This window comes from Amycolatopsis sp. NBC_00345 (assembly GCF_036116635.1).
In the GTDB taxonomy this organism is placed as follows: domain Bacteria; phylum Actinomycetota; class Actinomycetes; order Mycobacteriales; family Pseudonocardiaceae; genus Amycolatopsis.
Genome location: NZ_CP107995.1, coordinates 142,065 through 158,267 on the forward strand (window position 1 = coordinate 142,065; position 16,203 = coordinate 158,267).

8 protein-coding genes are annotated in these 16,203 nt (G+C 71.5%); 4 read left to right on the plus strand and 4 right to left on the minus strand.

Annotated elements, in window-relative coordinates:
• The first annotated feature begins 105 nt into the window (after positions 1–105).
• The 4 genes from gltB (at position 106) to OG943_RS00720 (ending at position 11,080) form a co-directional block, all read left to right on the plus strand.
• Positions 106–4,647 (plus strand): glutamate synthase large subunit, encoded by a 4,542-nt coding sequence (gltB, locus tag OG943_RS00705; RefSeq protein WP_328607695.1) that lies wholly within the window; start codon positions 106–108, stop codon positions 4,645–4,647.
• A 65-nt stretch (positions 4,648–4,712) separates the two neighbouring features.
• The gene (locus tag OG943_RS00710; RefSeq protein WP_328607696.1) at positions 4,713–6,221 is read left to right on the plus strand and encodes a glutamate synthase subunit beta; all 1,509 of its coding nucleotides are present in this window, start codon (positions 4,713–4,715) and stop codon (positions 6,219–6,221) included.
• 233 nt (positions 6,222–6,454) lie between these two features.
• Positions 6,455–9,625, plus strand: a complete 3,171-nt coding sequence (locus OG943_RS00715) for a hypothetical protein (RefSeq protein WP_328607697.1) — start codon at positions 6,455–6,457, stop codon at positions 9,623–9,625.
• Positions 9,626–9,688: 63 nt separating this feature from the next.
• Positions 9,689–11,080, plus strand: a complete 1,392-nt coding sequence (locus OG943_RS00720; RefSeq protein WP_328607698.1) for a class II 3-deoxy-7-phosphoheptulonate synthase — start codon at positions 9,689–9,691, stop codon at positions 11,078–11,080.
• A gap of 408 nt (positions 11,081–11,488) precedes the next feature.
• On the opposite strand, the gene OG943_RS00725 is transcribed toward OG943_RS00720, so the two are convergent.
• The 4 genes from OG943_RS00725 to pknB form a co-directional block, all read right to left on the minus strand.
• Positions 11,489–12,820 carry a wax ester/triacylglycerol synthase family O-acyltransferase gene (locus OG943_RS00725; protein ID WP_328607699.1) on the minus strand — a complete coding sequence of 444 codons (1,332 nt, stop codon included), beginning with the start codon at positions 12,818–12,820 and terminating at the stop codon, positions 11,489–11,491.
• A 113-nt stretch (positions 12,821–12,933) separates the two neighbouring features.
• Positions 12,934–13,800, minus strand: a complete 867-nt coding sequence (locus OG943_RS00730; protein ID WP_442874676.1) for a hypothetical protein — start codon at positions 13,798–13,800, stop codon at positions 12,934–12,936.
• A gap of 2 nt (positions 13,801–13,802) precedes the next feature.
• Positions 13,803–13,925, minus strand: a complete 123-nt coding sequence (locus OG943_RS00735) for a hypothetical protein (RefSeq protein WP_328607700.1) — start codon at positions 13,923–13,925, stop codon at positions 13,803–13,805.
• Between the two features lie 177 nt (positions 13,926–14,102).
• Positions 14,103–16,160 carry a Stk1 family PASTA domain-containing Ser/Thr kinase gene (pknB, locus tag OG943_RS00740; RefSeq protein WP_328607701.1) on the minus strand — a complete coding sequence of 686 codons (2,058 nt, stop codon included), beginning with the start codon at positions 16,158–16,160 and terminating at the stop codon, positions 14,103–14,105.
• Positions 16,161–16,203: the final 43 nt, after the last annotated feature.

Consider the following 16,203-nt stretch of genomic DNA (forward strand, 5'->3'; position numbering starts at 1 on the left):
CAGGTGTTAAAGTCGCGCTAACAAGCGGGCCATCGTCGTCCCGTGCGCTCCCCACGGCCGGTCCGCCGGCCACCGCACGAAGACGACGAAGGAGGTCCCTTTTTCATGATCTTCTCCGCCATTCCCGGCAAGCAGGGTCTCTACGACCCGGAGACCGAGCAGGACTCCTGCGGTGTGGCCATGGTGGCCGACATCCAGGGGCGACGCTCCCACGGCATCGTCACCGACGGCCTGACCGCGCTGACCAACCTCGACCACCGCGGCGCCGCGGGAGCCGAGCCGACCAGCGGTGACGGTGCCGGCATCCTCCTGCAGCTCCCCGACGAGCTGCTGCGCGCCGAGTCCGGCTTCCCCCTGCCCGAGTTCGGCGCGTACGCCGCCGGCATCGCTTTCCTTCCCACTGACGCCGAGCAACGTCGCAAGGCTGTCGAGCTGACCGAGCGCATCGCCGGCGAAGAGGGCCTCGAAGTCCTCGGCTGGCGCGAGGTGCCCGTGGACGCCGACCGGGCGGACATCGGACCCACCGCGCGCTCGGTGATGCCGCACTTCTCGATGCTCTTTGTCGCTTCGCAGCACGAGGAGACCGGCCTGGAGCTGGACCGGCTCGCGTTCTGTCTGCGCAAGCGCCTGGAGCACGACAGCGAAACCGCGGGCTGCGGCACGTACTTCCCGTCGCTGTCCGCGCGCACGATCGTCTACAAAGGCATGCTGACGCCGGGGCAGCTGCCGAGGTTCTTCGCCGACCTCACCGACACCCGCCTCGCCAGCGCGATCGCGCTGGTGCACTCGCGCTTCTCCACCAACACCTTCCCGTCGTGGCCGCTCGCGCACCCGTTCCGGTTCGTGGCGCACAACGGTGAGATCAACACCATCCGCGGCAACCGCAACCGCATGCGCGCCCGCGAGGCGCTGCTCGAGGCCGACCTGATCACGGGCGACCTGACGCGGCTGTTCCCGATCTGCTCGCCGGACGCCTCGGACTCCGCCTCGTTCGACGAGGTGCTGGAGCTGCTGCACCTCGGCGGCCGGTCGCTGCCGCACGCGGTGCTGATGATGATCCCGGAGGCGTGGGAGAACCACCTCACCATGGACCCGGCGCGGCGCGCGTTCTACCAGTTCCACGCCAGCCTGATGGAGCCATGGGACGGCCCGGCCTGCGTCACCTTCACCGACGGCCGCCTGGTCGGCGCGGTGCTCGACCGCAACGGCCTGCGCCCGGCCCGATGGTGGCGCACGGCGGACGACCGCGTGGTGCTCGCCAGCGAGGCCGGGGTGCTCGACGTGGCCCCGGAAGACGTGATCGCCAAGGGCCGCCTCAAGCCCGGCCGGATGTTCCTGGTGGACACCAAGGCCGGCCGGATCGTCGACGACGAAGAGGTCAAGTCGGCGCTCGCGGCGAAGCTGCCGTACGAGGGCTGGCTGCACGCCGGGCTGCTCAAGCTGGCCGACCTGCCCGACCGCGACCACATCGTGCAGAGCCACGACTCCGTGCTCCGCCGCCAGCTCTCCTTCGGCTACACCGAGGAGGAGCTGAAGATCCTGCTCGCGCCGATGGCCGCCAAGGGCGCCGAGCCGATCGGCTCGATGGGCTCCGACACCCCGGTCGCCGTGCTGTCCCAGCGGTCCCGGCTGCTCTACGACTACTTCAAGCAGAACTTCGCGCAGGTGACCAACCCGCCGCTGGACGCCATCCGCGAGGAGCTGGTCACCTCGATGGCGCGGATCATGGGCCCGGAGCGCAACCTGCTCGCGCCCGGCCCCGCGTCCTGCCGTCACCTGAACCTGCCGTACCCGGTGATCGACAACGACGAGCTGGCCAAGCTCATCCACATCAACGACGACGGCGACCTGCCGGGCTTCGCCTGCAGTGTCCTTTCCGGACTGTACGAGGTGAGCGGCGGCGCCGACGCGCTGGCGTCCGCGATCGAGCGGGTACGGCGCGAGGCGTCCGAGGCGATCGCGGCCGGGGCACGCACACTGGTGCTGTCCGACCGCGACTCCGACCACCGGATGGCGCCGATCCCGTCGCTGCTGCTGGTTTCCGCGGTGCACCACCACCTGGTGCGCACCAAGGAGCGGCTGCGCGTGGCGCTGGTGGTGGAGACCGGCGACGCCCGCGAGGTGCACCACATCGCGCTGCTGCTGGGCTACGGCGCCGCCGCGGTCAACCCGTACCTCGCCTTCGAGACGATCGAGGACATGATCGGGCAGGGTGCCGTGACCGGCATCGAGGCCGCGAAGGCGATCCGGAACTACGTGCAGGCGCTCGTGAAGGGCGTCCTGAAGATCATGTCCAAGATGGGCATCTCGACCGTCGGCGCGTACACCGCGGCGCAGGTCTTCGAATCGCTCGGGCTGAGCCAGGACCTGCTGGACGAGTACTTCACCGGCACGTCCTCGAAGCTCGGCGGCGTGGGGCTGGAGGTGCTCGCCGAGGAGGTCGCGGTGCGCCACCGCCGCGCCTACCCGGACAACCCGACCGACCGGGTCCACCGTGGACTCGACACCGGCGGCGAGTACGCCTACCGCCGCGAGGGCGAGCTGCACCTGTTCACGCCGGAGACGGTGTTCCTGTTGCAGCACGCGGGAAAGACCGGCCGCGAGGACGTCTACCGCAAGTACACCGACGAGGTGCACCGGCTCTACCGCGAGGGCGGCACGCTGCGCGGGCTGTTCAAGTTCCGCGAGGGCGCCCGCGAGCCGGTGCCGCTGGACGAGGTCGAGCCCGCCGAGGCGATCTTCAAGCGCTTCAACACCGGCGCCATGTCGTACGGCTCGATTTCGGCCGAGGCACACGAAACGCTGGCCATCGCGATGAACCGGATCGGCGGCCGGTCCAACACCGGCGAGGGCGGCGAGGACCCGGAGCGGCTCTACGACCCCGAGCGGCGCAGCGCGATCAAGCAGGTCGCGAGCGGCCGGTTCGGCGTCACCAGCGAGTACCTGGTCAACGCCGACGACATCCAGATCAAGATGGCGCAGGGCGCGAAGCCGGGTGAGGGCGGGCAGTTGCCGCCGAACAAGGTGTACCCGTGGATCGCCCGCACGCGGCACTCGACGCCGGGCGTCGGGCTGATCTCGCCGCCGCCGCACCACGACATCTACTCGATCGAAGACCTGGCCCAGCTGATCCACGACCTGAAGAACGCCAACGAGCACGCCCGCGTCCACGTGAAGCTGGTGTCCTCGCTCGGGGTCGGCACGGTCGCGGCCGGCGTGTCCAAGGCGCACGCCGACGTGGTGCTCATCTCGGGCCACGACGGCGGCACCGGCGCGTCGCCGATGAACTCGCTCAAGCACGTGGGCACGCCGTGGGAGATCGGGCTCGCCGAGACCCAGCAGACGCTGCTGATGAACGGCCTGCGCGACCGCATCACCGTGCAGGTGGACGGCGCCATGAAGACCGGCCGTGACGTGGTGGTCGCGGCGCTGCTCGGCGCCGAGGAGTACGGCTTCGCGACGGCCCCCCTCGTCGTCGCGGGCTGCATCATGATGCGCGTCTGCCACCTCGACACCTGCCCGGTCGGTGTCGCGACGCAGAACCCGGAGCTGCGCGAGCGCTACACCGGTCAGGTCGAGCACGTGGTGAAGTTCTTCGAGTTCGTCGCCCAGGAGGTCCGGGAAACGCTGGCACAGCTGGGTTTCCGCACCCTCGACGAGGCCATCGGGCACGCCGAGATGCTGGACACCGACGAGGCGGTGGCGCACTGGAAGACCTCCGGCCTCGACCTGAAGCCGATCTTCGACATGCCGGCGGAGACCCCGTACGGCGGCGCGAAGCGGCGGGTCCGGGGCCAGGACCACGGTCTGGAGCACGCACTGGACCGCACGCTCATCCAGCTCGCCGAGGCGGCGCTGGAGGACGCGCACCCGGTGCGGCTCGAACTGCCGGTGCGCAACGTCAACCGCACCGTCGGCACGCTGCTCGGCTCGGAGATCACCCGCCGCTACGGCGGTGAGGGACTGCCCGAGGACACGATCCACGTGCTGCTCACCGGTTCGGCCGGGCAGTCGCTGGGCGCGTTCCTGCCCAGCGGCATCACGCTCGACATGGTGGGCGACGCGAACGACTACGTCGGCAAGGGTCTCTCCGGCGGCCGGATCATCGTGCGCCCCGACGCGGGCGCGTCGTTCGTGGCCGAGCGCCAGACCATCGCGGGCAACACCCTCGCCTACGGTGCCACGTCCGGCGAGATGTTCCTGCGCGGCCAGGTGGGCGAGCGGTTCTGCGTCCGCAACTCCGGCGCCACCGTGGTCGCCGAGGGCGTGGGCGACCACGCCTTCGAGTACATGACCGGTGGCCGGGCCGTGGTGCTCGGGCCGACCGGGCGCAACCTGGCGGCCGGCATGTCCGGCGGCACCGCGTATGTGCTCGAACTCGACCTCGCCAAGGTCAACCGGGACATGGTGGACCTGATGGCGCCGGACGCGGAAGACCTGGCCTGGCTCAAGCAGACGGTGCGCAAGCACCACGACCTCACCCGCTCGGCTGTGGCCGCGTCGCTGCTCGGCGACTGGCCGCGGCGCTCCGCGGCGTTCACCAAGGTGATGCCGCGCGACTACCAGCGGGTTCTCGACGCGGCGAAGGCGGCTCGTGCTGCGGGCCGCGATGTCGACGAAGCGATCATGGAGGCAGCTCGTGGCTGATAATCGTGCAACCGGTCACGAGTGCCGACTGGGTGCGGGTATCCCGCAAGAAACAGAGTCCGCTCGTGGCTGATCCGAACGGTTTTATGAAGTTCAAGCGCGAAGAGCCGAAGAAGAAGTCCAAAGAGGACCGTCTCGCGTCCTGGGGCGAGGTCTACGCGGACGTCGAGCCCGGCGAGCGCAACAACGTCGTGCGCACGCAGGCCTCGCGCTGTATGGACTGCGGCATCCCGTTCTGCCACTCCGGTGGCTCGGGCTGCCCGCTCGGCAACCTGATCCCGGAGTGGAACGACCTGGTCCGCCGCGGCGACTGGGCCGCGGCGAGCGACCGGCTGCACGCCACCAACAACTTCCCCGAGTTCACCGGGAAGCTGTGCCCCGCCCCGTGCGAGGCCGGTTGTGTGCTGTCGATCTCGCCGGACTCCGGCGGGCCGGTGGCGATCAAGCGCGTCGAGCTGACGATCGCCGACCAGTCCTGGGAGGCAGGGTACGTGCAGCCGCACGCCGCCGAGGTCTCCTCGGGACAGCGGGTGGCCGTGGTCGGCTCCGGCCCGGCAGGGCTGGCCGCCGCGCAGCAGCTGACGCGCGCCGGCCACGAGGTGACCGTGTTCGAGCGCGACGACCGGCTCGGCGGGCTGCTGCGGTACGGCATCCCCGAGTTCAAGATGGAGAAGAAGGTCCTTGACCGGCGGCTGGCGCAGCTGCGCCGGGAGGGCACCCAGTTCGTCACCAGTTGTGAGGTCGGCGTCGACCTCACCGTGGAGGACCTGCGGGCCCGGTACGACGCCGTGGTGCTGGCCGTGGGCGCGTTGCGCGGCCGCGACGACACGACGACCGAGGGCCGCGGCCTCGCCGGGGTCCACCTGGCGATGGAGCACCTGGTGCCGGCCAACAAGTTCGTCGAGGGCGACGGCCCGCCGTCGGTCGACGCGAACGGCAAGCACGTGGTGATCATCGGCGGCGGCGACACCGGCGCCGACTCCTACGGCACCGCGACCCGGCAGGGCGCGCTTTCGGTGACGCAGCTGGACCAGTACCCGACCCCGCCGTCCACTCGCGACGACGAGCGCTCGCCGTGGCCGACCTGGCCGTACATCCTGCGCACCTACCCGGCGCACGAGGAAGCGGGGGAGCGCAAGTTCGCGGTCGCCGTGAAGCGCTTTGTCGACGACGGCGCCGGTCACGTGAAGGCCGTGGAGCTGCAGCAGGTCCGCGTGGTGAAGGACCCGGAGACGGGCCGTCGCGAGGTCGTGCCGACCAGTGACGAGGTCGAGGTGCTGCCCGCCGACCTGGTGCTGCTGGCGATCGGCTTCGAGGGCGTGGAGGAGATGCCGCTGCTCGACGGCTTGGGCCTCTCGCTCACCCGCCGCGGCACCCTGTCCTGCGGCGCCGACTGGCAGACCGCGTCCCCGGGTGTCTTCGTCTGCGGCGACGCCCACCGCGGCGCGTCGCTCGTGGTGTGGGCCATCGCGGAGGGCCGCTCGGTCGCGAACGCCGTGGACGCCTTCCTCACCGGCGCCTCGGACCTGCCCGCGCCGGTTCACCCGACGGCGCTGCCGCTGGCGGTCGTCTGAGCTCGTCCCCTGATCGCAGGCCCCGGTGCAATGGCGCACCGGGGCCTGTCCCTTGTCCTGCCGTGCCGGCGGAATCCACTGTGGACCGCGGCCGCCCGACGCGCCGGGCCCTGGCCTTTACCCCGCCCCGAACTCGTGCGACGCTCTTACACCGGTACTTCGGGGGAGGAGCGTCGATGGTCCAGGACCGGCCGGATCGCCAGGGACCGATCACCAATCAGGTACTCGGTCCGGTGACCGGTTCCGTCGTGCAGGTCGGGCACGTCGATTCGATCACCTACACCGGCGGGGCCCCCGCTCGTTCGCGCTACCTGGAGTGGGTGCGCCAGGTGGCCCCGCGGCAGCTCGTCGGCCGCGCGGGGGAACTCGCCGAACTGGCGCGGTTCTGCACCGCGCCGGATCCCGCGCCGGGCTACGTCTGGTGGCGGGCCGCGCCGTGGGCGGGCAAATCCGCGCTGATGGCCACGTTCGTGCTGGCGCCGCCGGCCGGCGTGCGGATGGTGTCGTTCTTCGTCACCGCTCGCTCACTCGGTGACGACCGGCGGGAAGCGTTCGTCGACGTCGTCCAGGAGCAGCTCGCGGAGATCCTCGGCACGGCCAAGGATCGCGACGCCAGAAACCTCAACGCGGTCTTCGCCGAGGCCGCGGAGCAGTGCCTGGAGCGTGGCGAACGCCTGGTACTCCTGGTCGACGGTCTTGATGAGGACCAGGGTGCGAGCACGGGCGGGCACAGCATCGCCGCACTGCTGCCGCTGCCCGCCCACGGACTGCGCGTGATCGTGTCGAGCCGCTTCAACCCGGGCGTGCCCTCGGACGTGCGGGCGGACCATCCCGTGCGGGCAGCCGATATCGAGCGGGCCCTGGCCCCCGCGCCCGCGGCAGTCACGGCGCGAGACGACATGGAGCGCGAGCTCGACGCCCTGCTCCGGGGCAGCGCGGGAGAAAGGGATCTGCTGGGCTTCCTGGTGGCCGCCCGCGGTGGTCTCACCAGCTCCGATCTCGCCGAGCTGACGCAGCGCCGCGAGCGGGAAGCCGAACGGGTGCTCAACAGTGTCGCGAGCCGCTCGTTCACCCGGCGTCCCGCGCATTGGCGGGCCGGCGAAGCCCCCGAGATCTTCCTGCTGGCCCACGAGACTCTGCAGCGGGAAGCGGCCGATGCGCTGGGACCGGACGAGCTGGCCGGTTACCGCGAGGCCATCGACCGCTGGGCCGGTGGCTATCGGGACGCGGGGTGGCCGGCGGACACGCCGCAGTTCCTGCTGCGCGGGTACTTCCGGCTGGTCCGTGAGCGCGGCGACGTGGCGGCCCTGGCCGATCTGGCCGGCGACCAGGCGCGCCAGGAACGGCTGCTGGACGTGTCCGGCGGCGAGGTCGCGGCGATGGAGGACCTCGACGCGGCGCGGGCGGCGCTGCTCGATTCGGCCGAGCCCGACCTCATCCGCCTGATCACCGTCGACACCTACCGCGACAATTTCCGCCAGCGCAATCAGAACACGCCGATGATGCTCCCGGCGGTGTGGGCCGCGCTCGGCCGGACGGACCACGCGGTCGCGCTGGCCCAGTCGATGATCGAATCGGTGTCCCGGCGAGGGGCCCTGCTCGAATTGACCGGCACGCTCGCCCGCGGCGGTGAGATCGACCGGGCGCGCCGGTTGGCCGAGGAGGAACACGAGCCGGATCTGCGCGACGCGCTGCTCGCGGAGATCCCCGTCGCGTTGCTGCGTGACGGCCGCCTCGCCGAAGCTGCCGGGCAGCTGGACGAGCGCTTGAGCGTGAGCCGGCGCAAGCGGATCGACGCGTTCCTGGTGGCTGCCGGTCCGGAACCGGATGTCGATCGGGCGCTGCTGCTGGCCCAGGACATCCCCGAGGACGAGCTGCGGACGGCCACGCTGAGCGCGGTGGGCGCGTTGCTGGTCCCCGGACACCCGGACCTGGCACTGCGAGTGGCTGCCGCGATGGCCGACAGTCACCGGGTTTCGCTCGTTTTCGATGTGGCCCGGCAGTTGCGCCGGGACGGCGAGACCGTTCGAGCCCAGGAGCTGATGCAGGAGACGGGGGACAGTGACCGGCTCTTCCGGGCCTCGCTCACCGAAGAGCTGACCGTGGCCGCGGAGCCGCTGGAGGTCGTACAGAGGCTCAGTTCGGAGCTGGGTGAGGACGTTCGCGATCGGGTCCTGTTCCCCGCGGTGATGGACGCGCTGACGGCGTCCGGGCGGCTCGAGGCCATTCCGGCCCTGCTGGACTCGATGACCGGTACGTACCAGCAGAACGAAGCGACGATTCGGTTCATCACGGCGCTGGTGGCCGAGGGGCAGACCGAGCGAGCCTTCGAGTACGCCGAACAATTCGACCCCGGTCATCCCTCGCGCTTGTTCCGTTTCAACGTTCTCCGCCTGTGGACAGCACTCGCCGAAGCGTTGCTGACGCACGGCGATCAGGCCGGGGCGTACCGGGCGGCGCATCAAGCGGAGCGGTTGGCTCGCCGGCCGGCGGGCGACTATCGCGCCGTCGACGCGATAACGGCCCTGGCCGGCACGGTGGTCGCGGCCGGGGACATCCGGCGGGCCGAGCTGCTCGCGCCACTGGTGCCGCTCGACGAAGGAGCGCGAGGCCATATCCAGGAGCTGGCCGGACTGCTGGCGGCCGAGGGGGACCTCCGCGTCACGGAAAAGCTGGTCCGCGGTCTCGAGCGCTTGTCGATCAAGGCCCGGCCGCTGGTCGTTCTGGCGCGTCGTTTGCGGCGTGCGGGAGACCGTGCCGCACTGGAGGGTCTGGCCGGCCACGTCCGGAGCCTCGCGGAGCGCCCGGAGAGCGACAGGGAATTCGAGCGGCGATCCGATCGCGCTGCGTTGATGACCATGCTGTGCGCGGTCGGCGAGCCTGCCGAGATCATCGAGCTGGCCGCGCGCTATCGGACCGGCGACGACGAACTGAATTTCGAAGACGCGATCGCCGACGGCCTGCCGGAGCTGGCCGCACGGGGTGAAGCGGCGGTAGCGCTGGAGCTGGTCGGGATGCTGCCCCGCTTCGCTGCGAGAGGCCAGCTGGTCCTGGTTTCCGGGCTGGTCGAAGCGGGTCATCTCCAGCAGGCCGAGGCCGTCGTCGGCAATGCCGCCGATGGGCACCGTGATCGGCTGCTGGAGGTTTTCCTGCCCGAACTGGCCCGGCACGATCCGGCCCGGGCAGCGGATCAGGCCCGGGGGATCGAATTCGCCCCCGAGCGGGCCCGGGTGCTGGTGAAGATCGCCGCCAAGCTCGCTCCGGACGAACGCAAGCGGATCCTCGCCGAAGCCGTCCGCATCGACCACTGGGCGGCGATCGTGCCCGCGCTGGACGCCGGCGAATTGGCCGGCCTGCTGAACGTCGCGGACCGGCTGGGCGCCCTCCGTCACCAGGACGAATGAACGTCGGCGACCCGGCCAAGCCCTCCCTGAGCGGCTCAGCCGGCGGACCTTATCCTGGGACTCGTGAACTGGACAGTGGACGTTCCCGTCGACACGCTTCCCGAACTCCCGCCGCTGCCGCCCGAGCTGCGCGCGCGCCTCGACGCGGCGCTGGCCAAGCCGGCCGCGCAGCAGCCCGAGTGGCCGGACCCGGAGCTGGCCACGCGGGCCAGGGCGGTCCTGGAGAGCGTCCCGCCGATCACCGTGCCGGCCGAGATCGACCGGCTGAAGAACCGGCTCGCCATGGTCGCCAACGGCGAGGCCTTCCTGCTCCAGGGCGGCGACTGCGCGGAGACGTACGAGTCCAACACCGAGCCGCACATCCGCGCGAACCTGCGCACGCTGCTGCAGATGGCCGTGGTGCTCACCTACGGCGCGAGCCTGCCGGTGGTCAAGGTCGGCCGCATCGCCGGCCAGTACGCGAAGCCGCGCTCGGCGGCCACCGACGCGCTGGGCCTGCCGGTCTACCGCGGCGACATCATCAACTCGCTGGAGCCGAAGCCCGAGCTGCGGGTGCCGGACCCGGGCCGGATGATCCGCGCGTACGCGAACGCGGGCGCGGCGATGAACCTGGTCCGCGCCCTCACCGGCGCCGGCATGGCCGACCTGCACCAGGTGCACGACTGGAACAAGGACTTCGTGTCGTCCTCGCCCGCCGGCGAGCGGTACGAGGCGCTGGCCGGCGAGATCGACCGCGGCCTGCGGTTCATGAACGCCTGCGGCGTCTCCGACACCTCGCTGCACTCCACCGAGATCTTCGCCAGCCACGAGGCGCTGCTGCTCGACTACGAGCGCGCGCTGCTGCGGCTGGACAACGCCGACGCGGCGAACCCGAAGCTGTACAACCTGTCGTCGCACTTCCTCTGGGTCGGAGAGCGGACCCGTCAGCTGGACGGCGCGCACATCGCGTTCGCCGAGCTGCTGGCGAACCCGATCGGGCTCAAGATCGGCCCGACCACCACGCCGGATCAGGCGCTGGAGTACGTCGAGCGGCTCGACCCGCGTAACGAGCCCGGCCGGCTCACGCTCATCTCCCGGATGGGCAACGGCAAGGTGCGCGACGTGCTGCCCGCGATCGTCGAAAAGGTCGAGGCGTCCGGGCACAAGGTCATCTGGCAGTGCGACCCGATGCACGGCAATACGCACGAATCGTCGACCGGGTACAAGACCCGCCATTTCGACCGCATCGTCGACGAGGTCCAGGGCTTCTTCGAGGTGCACCACAAACTGGGCAGCTACCCGGGCGGCATTCACGTGGAGCTCACCGGTGAAGACGTCACCGAATGCCTCGGTGGTGCGCAGGAGATCTCCGACATCGACCTCTCCGGCCGCTACGAAACCGCCTGCGACCCGCGCCTGAACACCCAGCAGTCCCTCGAACTGGCCTTCCTGGTCGCGGAAATGCTGCGCGGCTGAGGTCCGTATTCCGGCGGAAGTCCCCTTTTTCACGGGTGTGGAAATGGAGATTTCCGCCGGAGTGCAAAGCATTTCGGTGATTGTTTCCGGCCGGTGCTGGGCCATTGGAGTGCGCCGGTAACGCCGGTATTCGGTCGCGCGACTCCAGTGGCGCAGGTATTCACCGGCGCGACAGAATCGAGATGCTGTGTCTCACGAATACATCGCTGCGACCACGGGCGGCGACCGGGTTTTCACGACCGATTCACACCATGCTCAGCACCACCGGGGTGTTGAGGGGTGGTACGAGGACCACAAGCCGTTCCTGGACGGTTTGATTTCGGCCGGCAGCCAGTTGCTGGGTGTTTATATTTCGCATCGCGGGCAGCGTGGGGCCCAGGTGGTGAAGGTCCGGTAGCAGCGGCTCGCCTAGGCCGTGTCCAGCAGGCCGGCAGCCGATTTCAGGACGGCGTCACGCAGGGAGCCGATGTCCGGGACGGCCGCACCGTTGGCCTGGAGTCCGATGTGGACACTGTCGCGGTAGTTGGCGACGGCGATGCCGACCGCGTGGCGCGGGGCGAGGGGCACGAACGGGTACACCTCGGCCAGCGGCGCGCCGTCCAGGGCCAGCCGGGCGGGCGGCAGCGGCACGGTGGTCACCACCAGGTCGAACAACAGCGGCGCGGCCAGCCCGGCGGTCTTCGCACCGAGGCGGTGCAGGACCGGCGGGACGCGCCCGGCCAGCAACGGGAACGCCCCGGCGCCCCGGGCCGGGCCGGTCGCCTTGTTCCGCGTCATCGCGTGGCGGACCACGGCGAGGCGCCGCACCGGGTCGTCCAGGCCGATCGGCAGGTCGCACAGGTAACCGGACAGCTTGTTGCCACCCAGCTGTGTACCGGCGCGGCCGCGCACGCTGACCGGGATCAGCGCCCGCAGCGTGCGGCCGTCGGCGCGCTGCCCGCGGTTGACCAGCCACTCCCGCAGCGCGCCGGCCAGCACGGCGAGCACCACGTCGTTGCCGGTCCCGCCGTGGGCGCGGCGGATCCGGCGCACGTCGGCGGCGGGCAGCCGGACGAAGCCGAGCCGCCGTTCGGCCGACGCGGGCGCGGACACCAGCGATACCGGCGACACCAGTGACCGCGGCGGCCGCGCGGCGCGTACCACCGAAGACGCGATCCCGGCTGTCTCGCCGGCCTGGGCGATCGTGTCCTTCACGGCGCCGAGCGCCGAGCGCGGCTGCGGCACCACGGCCAGGCCACGGCCCGCGGCGGTGGCCCGTGCGGTGAGCGGCAGCCCGTCCAGCAGGCCGACAGCCACGGCGTACGCACCCGCGCCGTCGGTGAGCGCGTGGTGCAGCTTGAGCAGCACGGCGAACCGGCCCTCGGGCAGGCCGGACACCACCGTCAGGTCCCACAGCGGCCGCCCGGTGTCGAGCGGCCGTGCGATCCACCGCGCCGCGTACTCCGGCAGCGGGTCCACGTCGTAGAGCGTGCTGACCCGGTGGTGGTGGATGTGCTGGGCGGCAACGAAATCCGGGTCCTCCGACCAGGTCGCCGCGCCCGGCGGGAACAGCTCGGTGCGTGTTTTCTGCCGTAGTTTCGGGATTTCCCCGGCCCGCTCGGCCAGCAGCGCCGCGAGTCGTTCCGGTGAGACCGGCTCGGCGGGCGTGAACGTGAGCACGGCGCCCATGTGCATCGGCGCGGTTTCGCTCTCCAGGCAAAGAAAAGCGAGGTCGAGCGGACTGAGCGAGGTGCGCGGCATTCGGCGGCCTTTCCTGGCATGGCCGGGGTCTCGGGCGAGGAATGACCACCACATCAGCCGGACGTGACGAGAGGGTGGTCAGGGTGTTTCGCGGGCGATAACTACCCGGAGGTTCACTCGCCTGTGGTAGCGCGGGGTTTGCGCTGCGGGAGTGGTGCGGGCGCAACACTGGGCTGTGGGAGTGGCGCGGCCGCCCCGCCGGGCTGCGGGAGTGGTGCGCGCGGCCCGGCGGGCTGCGGTAGCGGTGCGGGCACCGCGACGGTCGGTGGCACGTCGGCCGGCGCCGCAGTCGTGGGTGCCACTGCGGCGGGCACCACGCCGTACCTGGCGCCGGTGACGGAGACCGAGCTGGTGGCGGCGACCTGCCGGACGGCGACGCCGTTGCCCGGCCGCTTCGGCAGCCCGGGCCACAGCTCACCGGCCTCGTGCGCGGCGGCGTGGATCGCGGCGCCGTCGAGGGCGGTGTGCGTTTCCTTGATGCCCCGGTCGAGCCACTGCACCACCAGCGTCAGCGTCCCGTCCCGCGGCAGCGGCCAGACGAAGACCTGGTGGTCGAAGTGGAACTGGGTGCCGCCGCCGCCCTGCGCGCGCAGCACGGGCCGGTCCGGCTCCGAGGCCGACGGCACCGAGATGGTCTCCGAGCTGGCCCGGCTGCCGTCCGGGTAGAGCACACCGATCAGCAGGGCGTTGTAGTCCGGGATGCGGCGGTGGTCGATCAGGCTGCCGGCGCGGCCGTCGTGCAGGCTGTCGCGCGAGTACACCGCGAGCCGCAGCGTCATCGCCTCCGGCCACACCTCGATGCCACTCAGCGCGACGATCGTGCGCGCGGAGCGGCCGAGCGGCATCGCCCACGGCAGCAGCGCCGGGACGATGTGGTCGCTCGGCGGGCCGGTCCAGGGACGGCCCTCGTAACTGAACAGCTCCTGCTCCCGCACCGGGAACAGGGGGCGCTCGCGAGGACCGTCCGTGAAGAAGCTCATGCCTACTCGCGCGCCGAAAGGTCGCCGTTCCCCAGCGCCCGGTCCACGGAGGCCGTTGGCTTCCCGGCCTCCACGCCGCCTGCCGGCCGGTGGGCCGGGCCGGAGGACAGCACGTCGGTGACCATGCCCGCCCCTCCCTTCGCGCCGCTCGGAACGCCCCCGCGGTCGTTCCTGCGCCGGACGCGCCGTCAAGGACTCCTTACCCGCGTCCAGCGCGGGTAAGGAGTCCTTGACGGCACTTGGCCAGCTGTTGTGTTACCACAGCCGCTCGGGTTTTCGCCAGTGCGGCCGCGGGTGGGCGGTCAGCCGCCGAACCCGCGGATCTTCACCTTCGTCCCCTTCGCGACCAGCGAGCCCGGTTGCGGGTCCTGCTGGAAGACGAAGTCGAACCCGCCGTGGCCGTGGCCGCCGCCGTTGCCGTCGCCGCCCCGGTCGACGTCCAGGCCGGCGTCCTTGAGGATCTGCGCCGCCTGGTCGAACGGCTTGAACCGGACGTCGGGTACCTGCACGGAGTTGGAGACGAAGACCTTCACGACCTTCTTGCCCGGCGAGTTCGCCGACGGGTCGGTGCGGGTGACGGAGCCGGCCGGCACGGTCTGGGAGAACTCCTCGCCGCCGTCCTGCGGCTGGAACCCGGCCTGCTGCAGGATCCCGAACGCCTCGTCCTTCGACCGCCCGGTCACGTCCGGCACCGGCGGCAGCGGCTCGGGGCCCTTGGACAGCACCAGCGTGACCTGGCCGCCGATGTCCACCGGCGTGCCGGCGGCGGGGGAGACGCTCAGCACGGTGCCCGCGGGCGCGGTGTCGCTGTACGCCGGCGTGCCCTGCGTGACGGCGAGCTGCTGGTCCTGGATCGCCTTGGTGGCGTCGGCGAGCGGGGTGCCCACCTGGATGTTCGGCACCAATGGCCGGCCCTTGGACACGACCACGGACACGGTGGCGTTCGGCTGCAGCGCGGTGCCCGCGGCCGGGTCGGCCTTGATCACCGTGTTGGCCGCGACGGTGTTGCTGAACTCCTGGCTGTACTGCGGGGTCAGCTTGGCCGCCCGCAGCGCGTCACCCGCCTCGGCCTGGCTGAGCCCGGCGAGCTTCGGCACGGTCGAGGTGTTCGGCCCGGAGTCGTTGAGGATGAACGCGTACGCGCCGATCAGCCCGCCGAGCACCAGCACGCCGAGCGCGACCAGGGCGATCAGCTTCCGGCGGTCGCGCGGCTTCTTCTCGGCGGCGGGCGCCGGACGCCGGGGCGGCGGCGGGGGCACGGCCTGGTGCTGCCCGGTCGGAGGCGACATCGGCGGCTGCCCCGGCGGCGGGACCGGCACGGCCCTGGTCAGCGCGCGGGTGCCGCGCGGGCCGGCCACCGGCATGATCTGCTGGGTTTGCTGGTTCTGGTCGGTGACGGGGATGCGCGGCAGGGTGCGCTCGGCGTCGGACACGCCGTCGCCGTCCGGCGGGGGCGGGATCGGCACGCCCACCAGGCCGAGGCCCAGCTCGGCGCGGACCGCCTGCAGCTCGGTGAGGAACACGCCGGCGTCGGCGGGGCGCAGCTCGGGGTCGCGCCGGGTGGCGCGCAGGATCAGCTCGTCCAGCGCGGGCGGCAGGCCGGGGCGCAGGTCGCTCGGCCGCGGCACGTCGTCGTTCACGTGCCGGTAGGCCACCGAGAGCGCGGTGTCGCCGGTGTAGGGCGCCTGGGCGGTGAGCATCTCGTACAGCAGGATCCCGGCCGAGTAGACGTCGCCGCGCGACGTGGTGGCGCCGGTGGTGACCTGCTCGGGGGAGAGGTAGGCGACGGTGCCGAGGATGACGCTGGAGCTGGTGGTCCCGGCGCTGGCGACGGCGCGGACCAGGCCGAAGTCCCCGACCTTCACCACCCCGCCGGTGATCACCGTGCTGCTGCGGCCGATCAGCACGTTCTCCGGCTTCACGTCGCGGTGCACCAGCCCGGCGGCGTGCGCGGCGGCCAGCGCCGAGAGCACCGGCTCGGCGATGCTCAGCGCCAGCGCGACGTCCAGCTGCCCCTGCTCGGCCATCAGGTCGCGCAGCGTGCCGCCGTCGACCAGCTCCATCACCAGGAACGCCAGGCCGGACTCCTCGCCCGCCGGGGCGTCGAAGCCCTGGTCGTGCACGGCGACGACGTTCGGGTGGTGCAGCTGCGCGGCGGAGCGGGCCTCGCGCACGAACCGCTCCACGAACGAGCGGTCGTCGGCGAAGCGGGGATCCATGATCTTGATCGCCACCTGCCGGTCCAGCCGGGTGTCCAGCCCCCGGTAGACCGACGACATCCCCCCGCGGGCCAGCAGCCTGTCCACGCGATAGCGGTGTTCGAGCAGCGTGCCGACCAGGCTCGGATGCGTCCGTGTCACGGCTGAATCGTACGGAACCTTCGGGGTGGCTTGGCGGTGACCT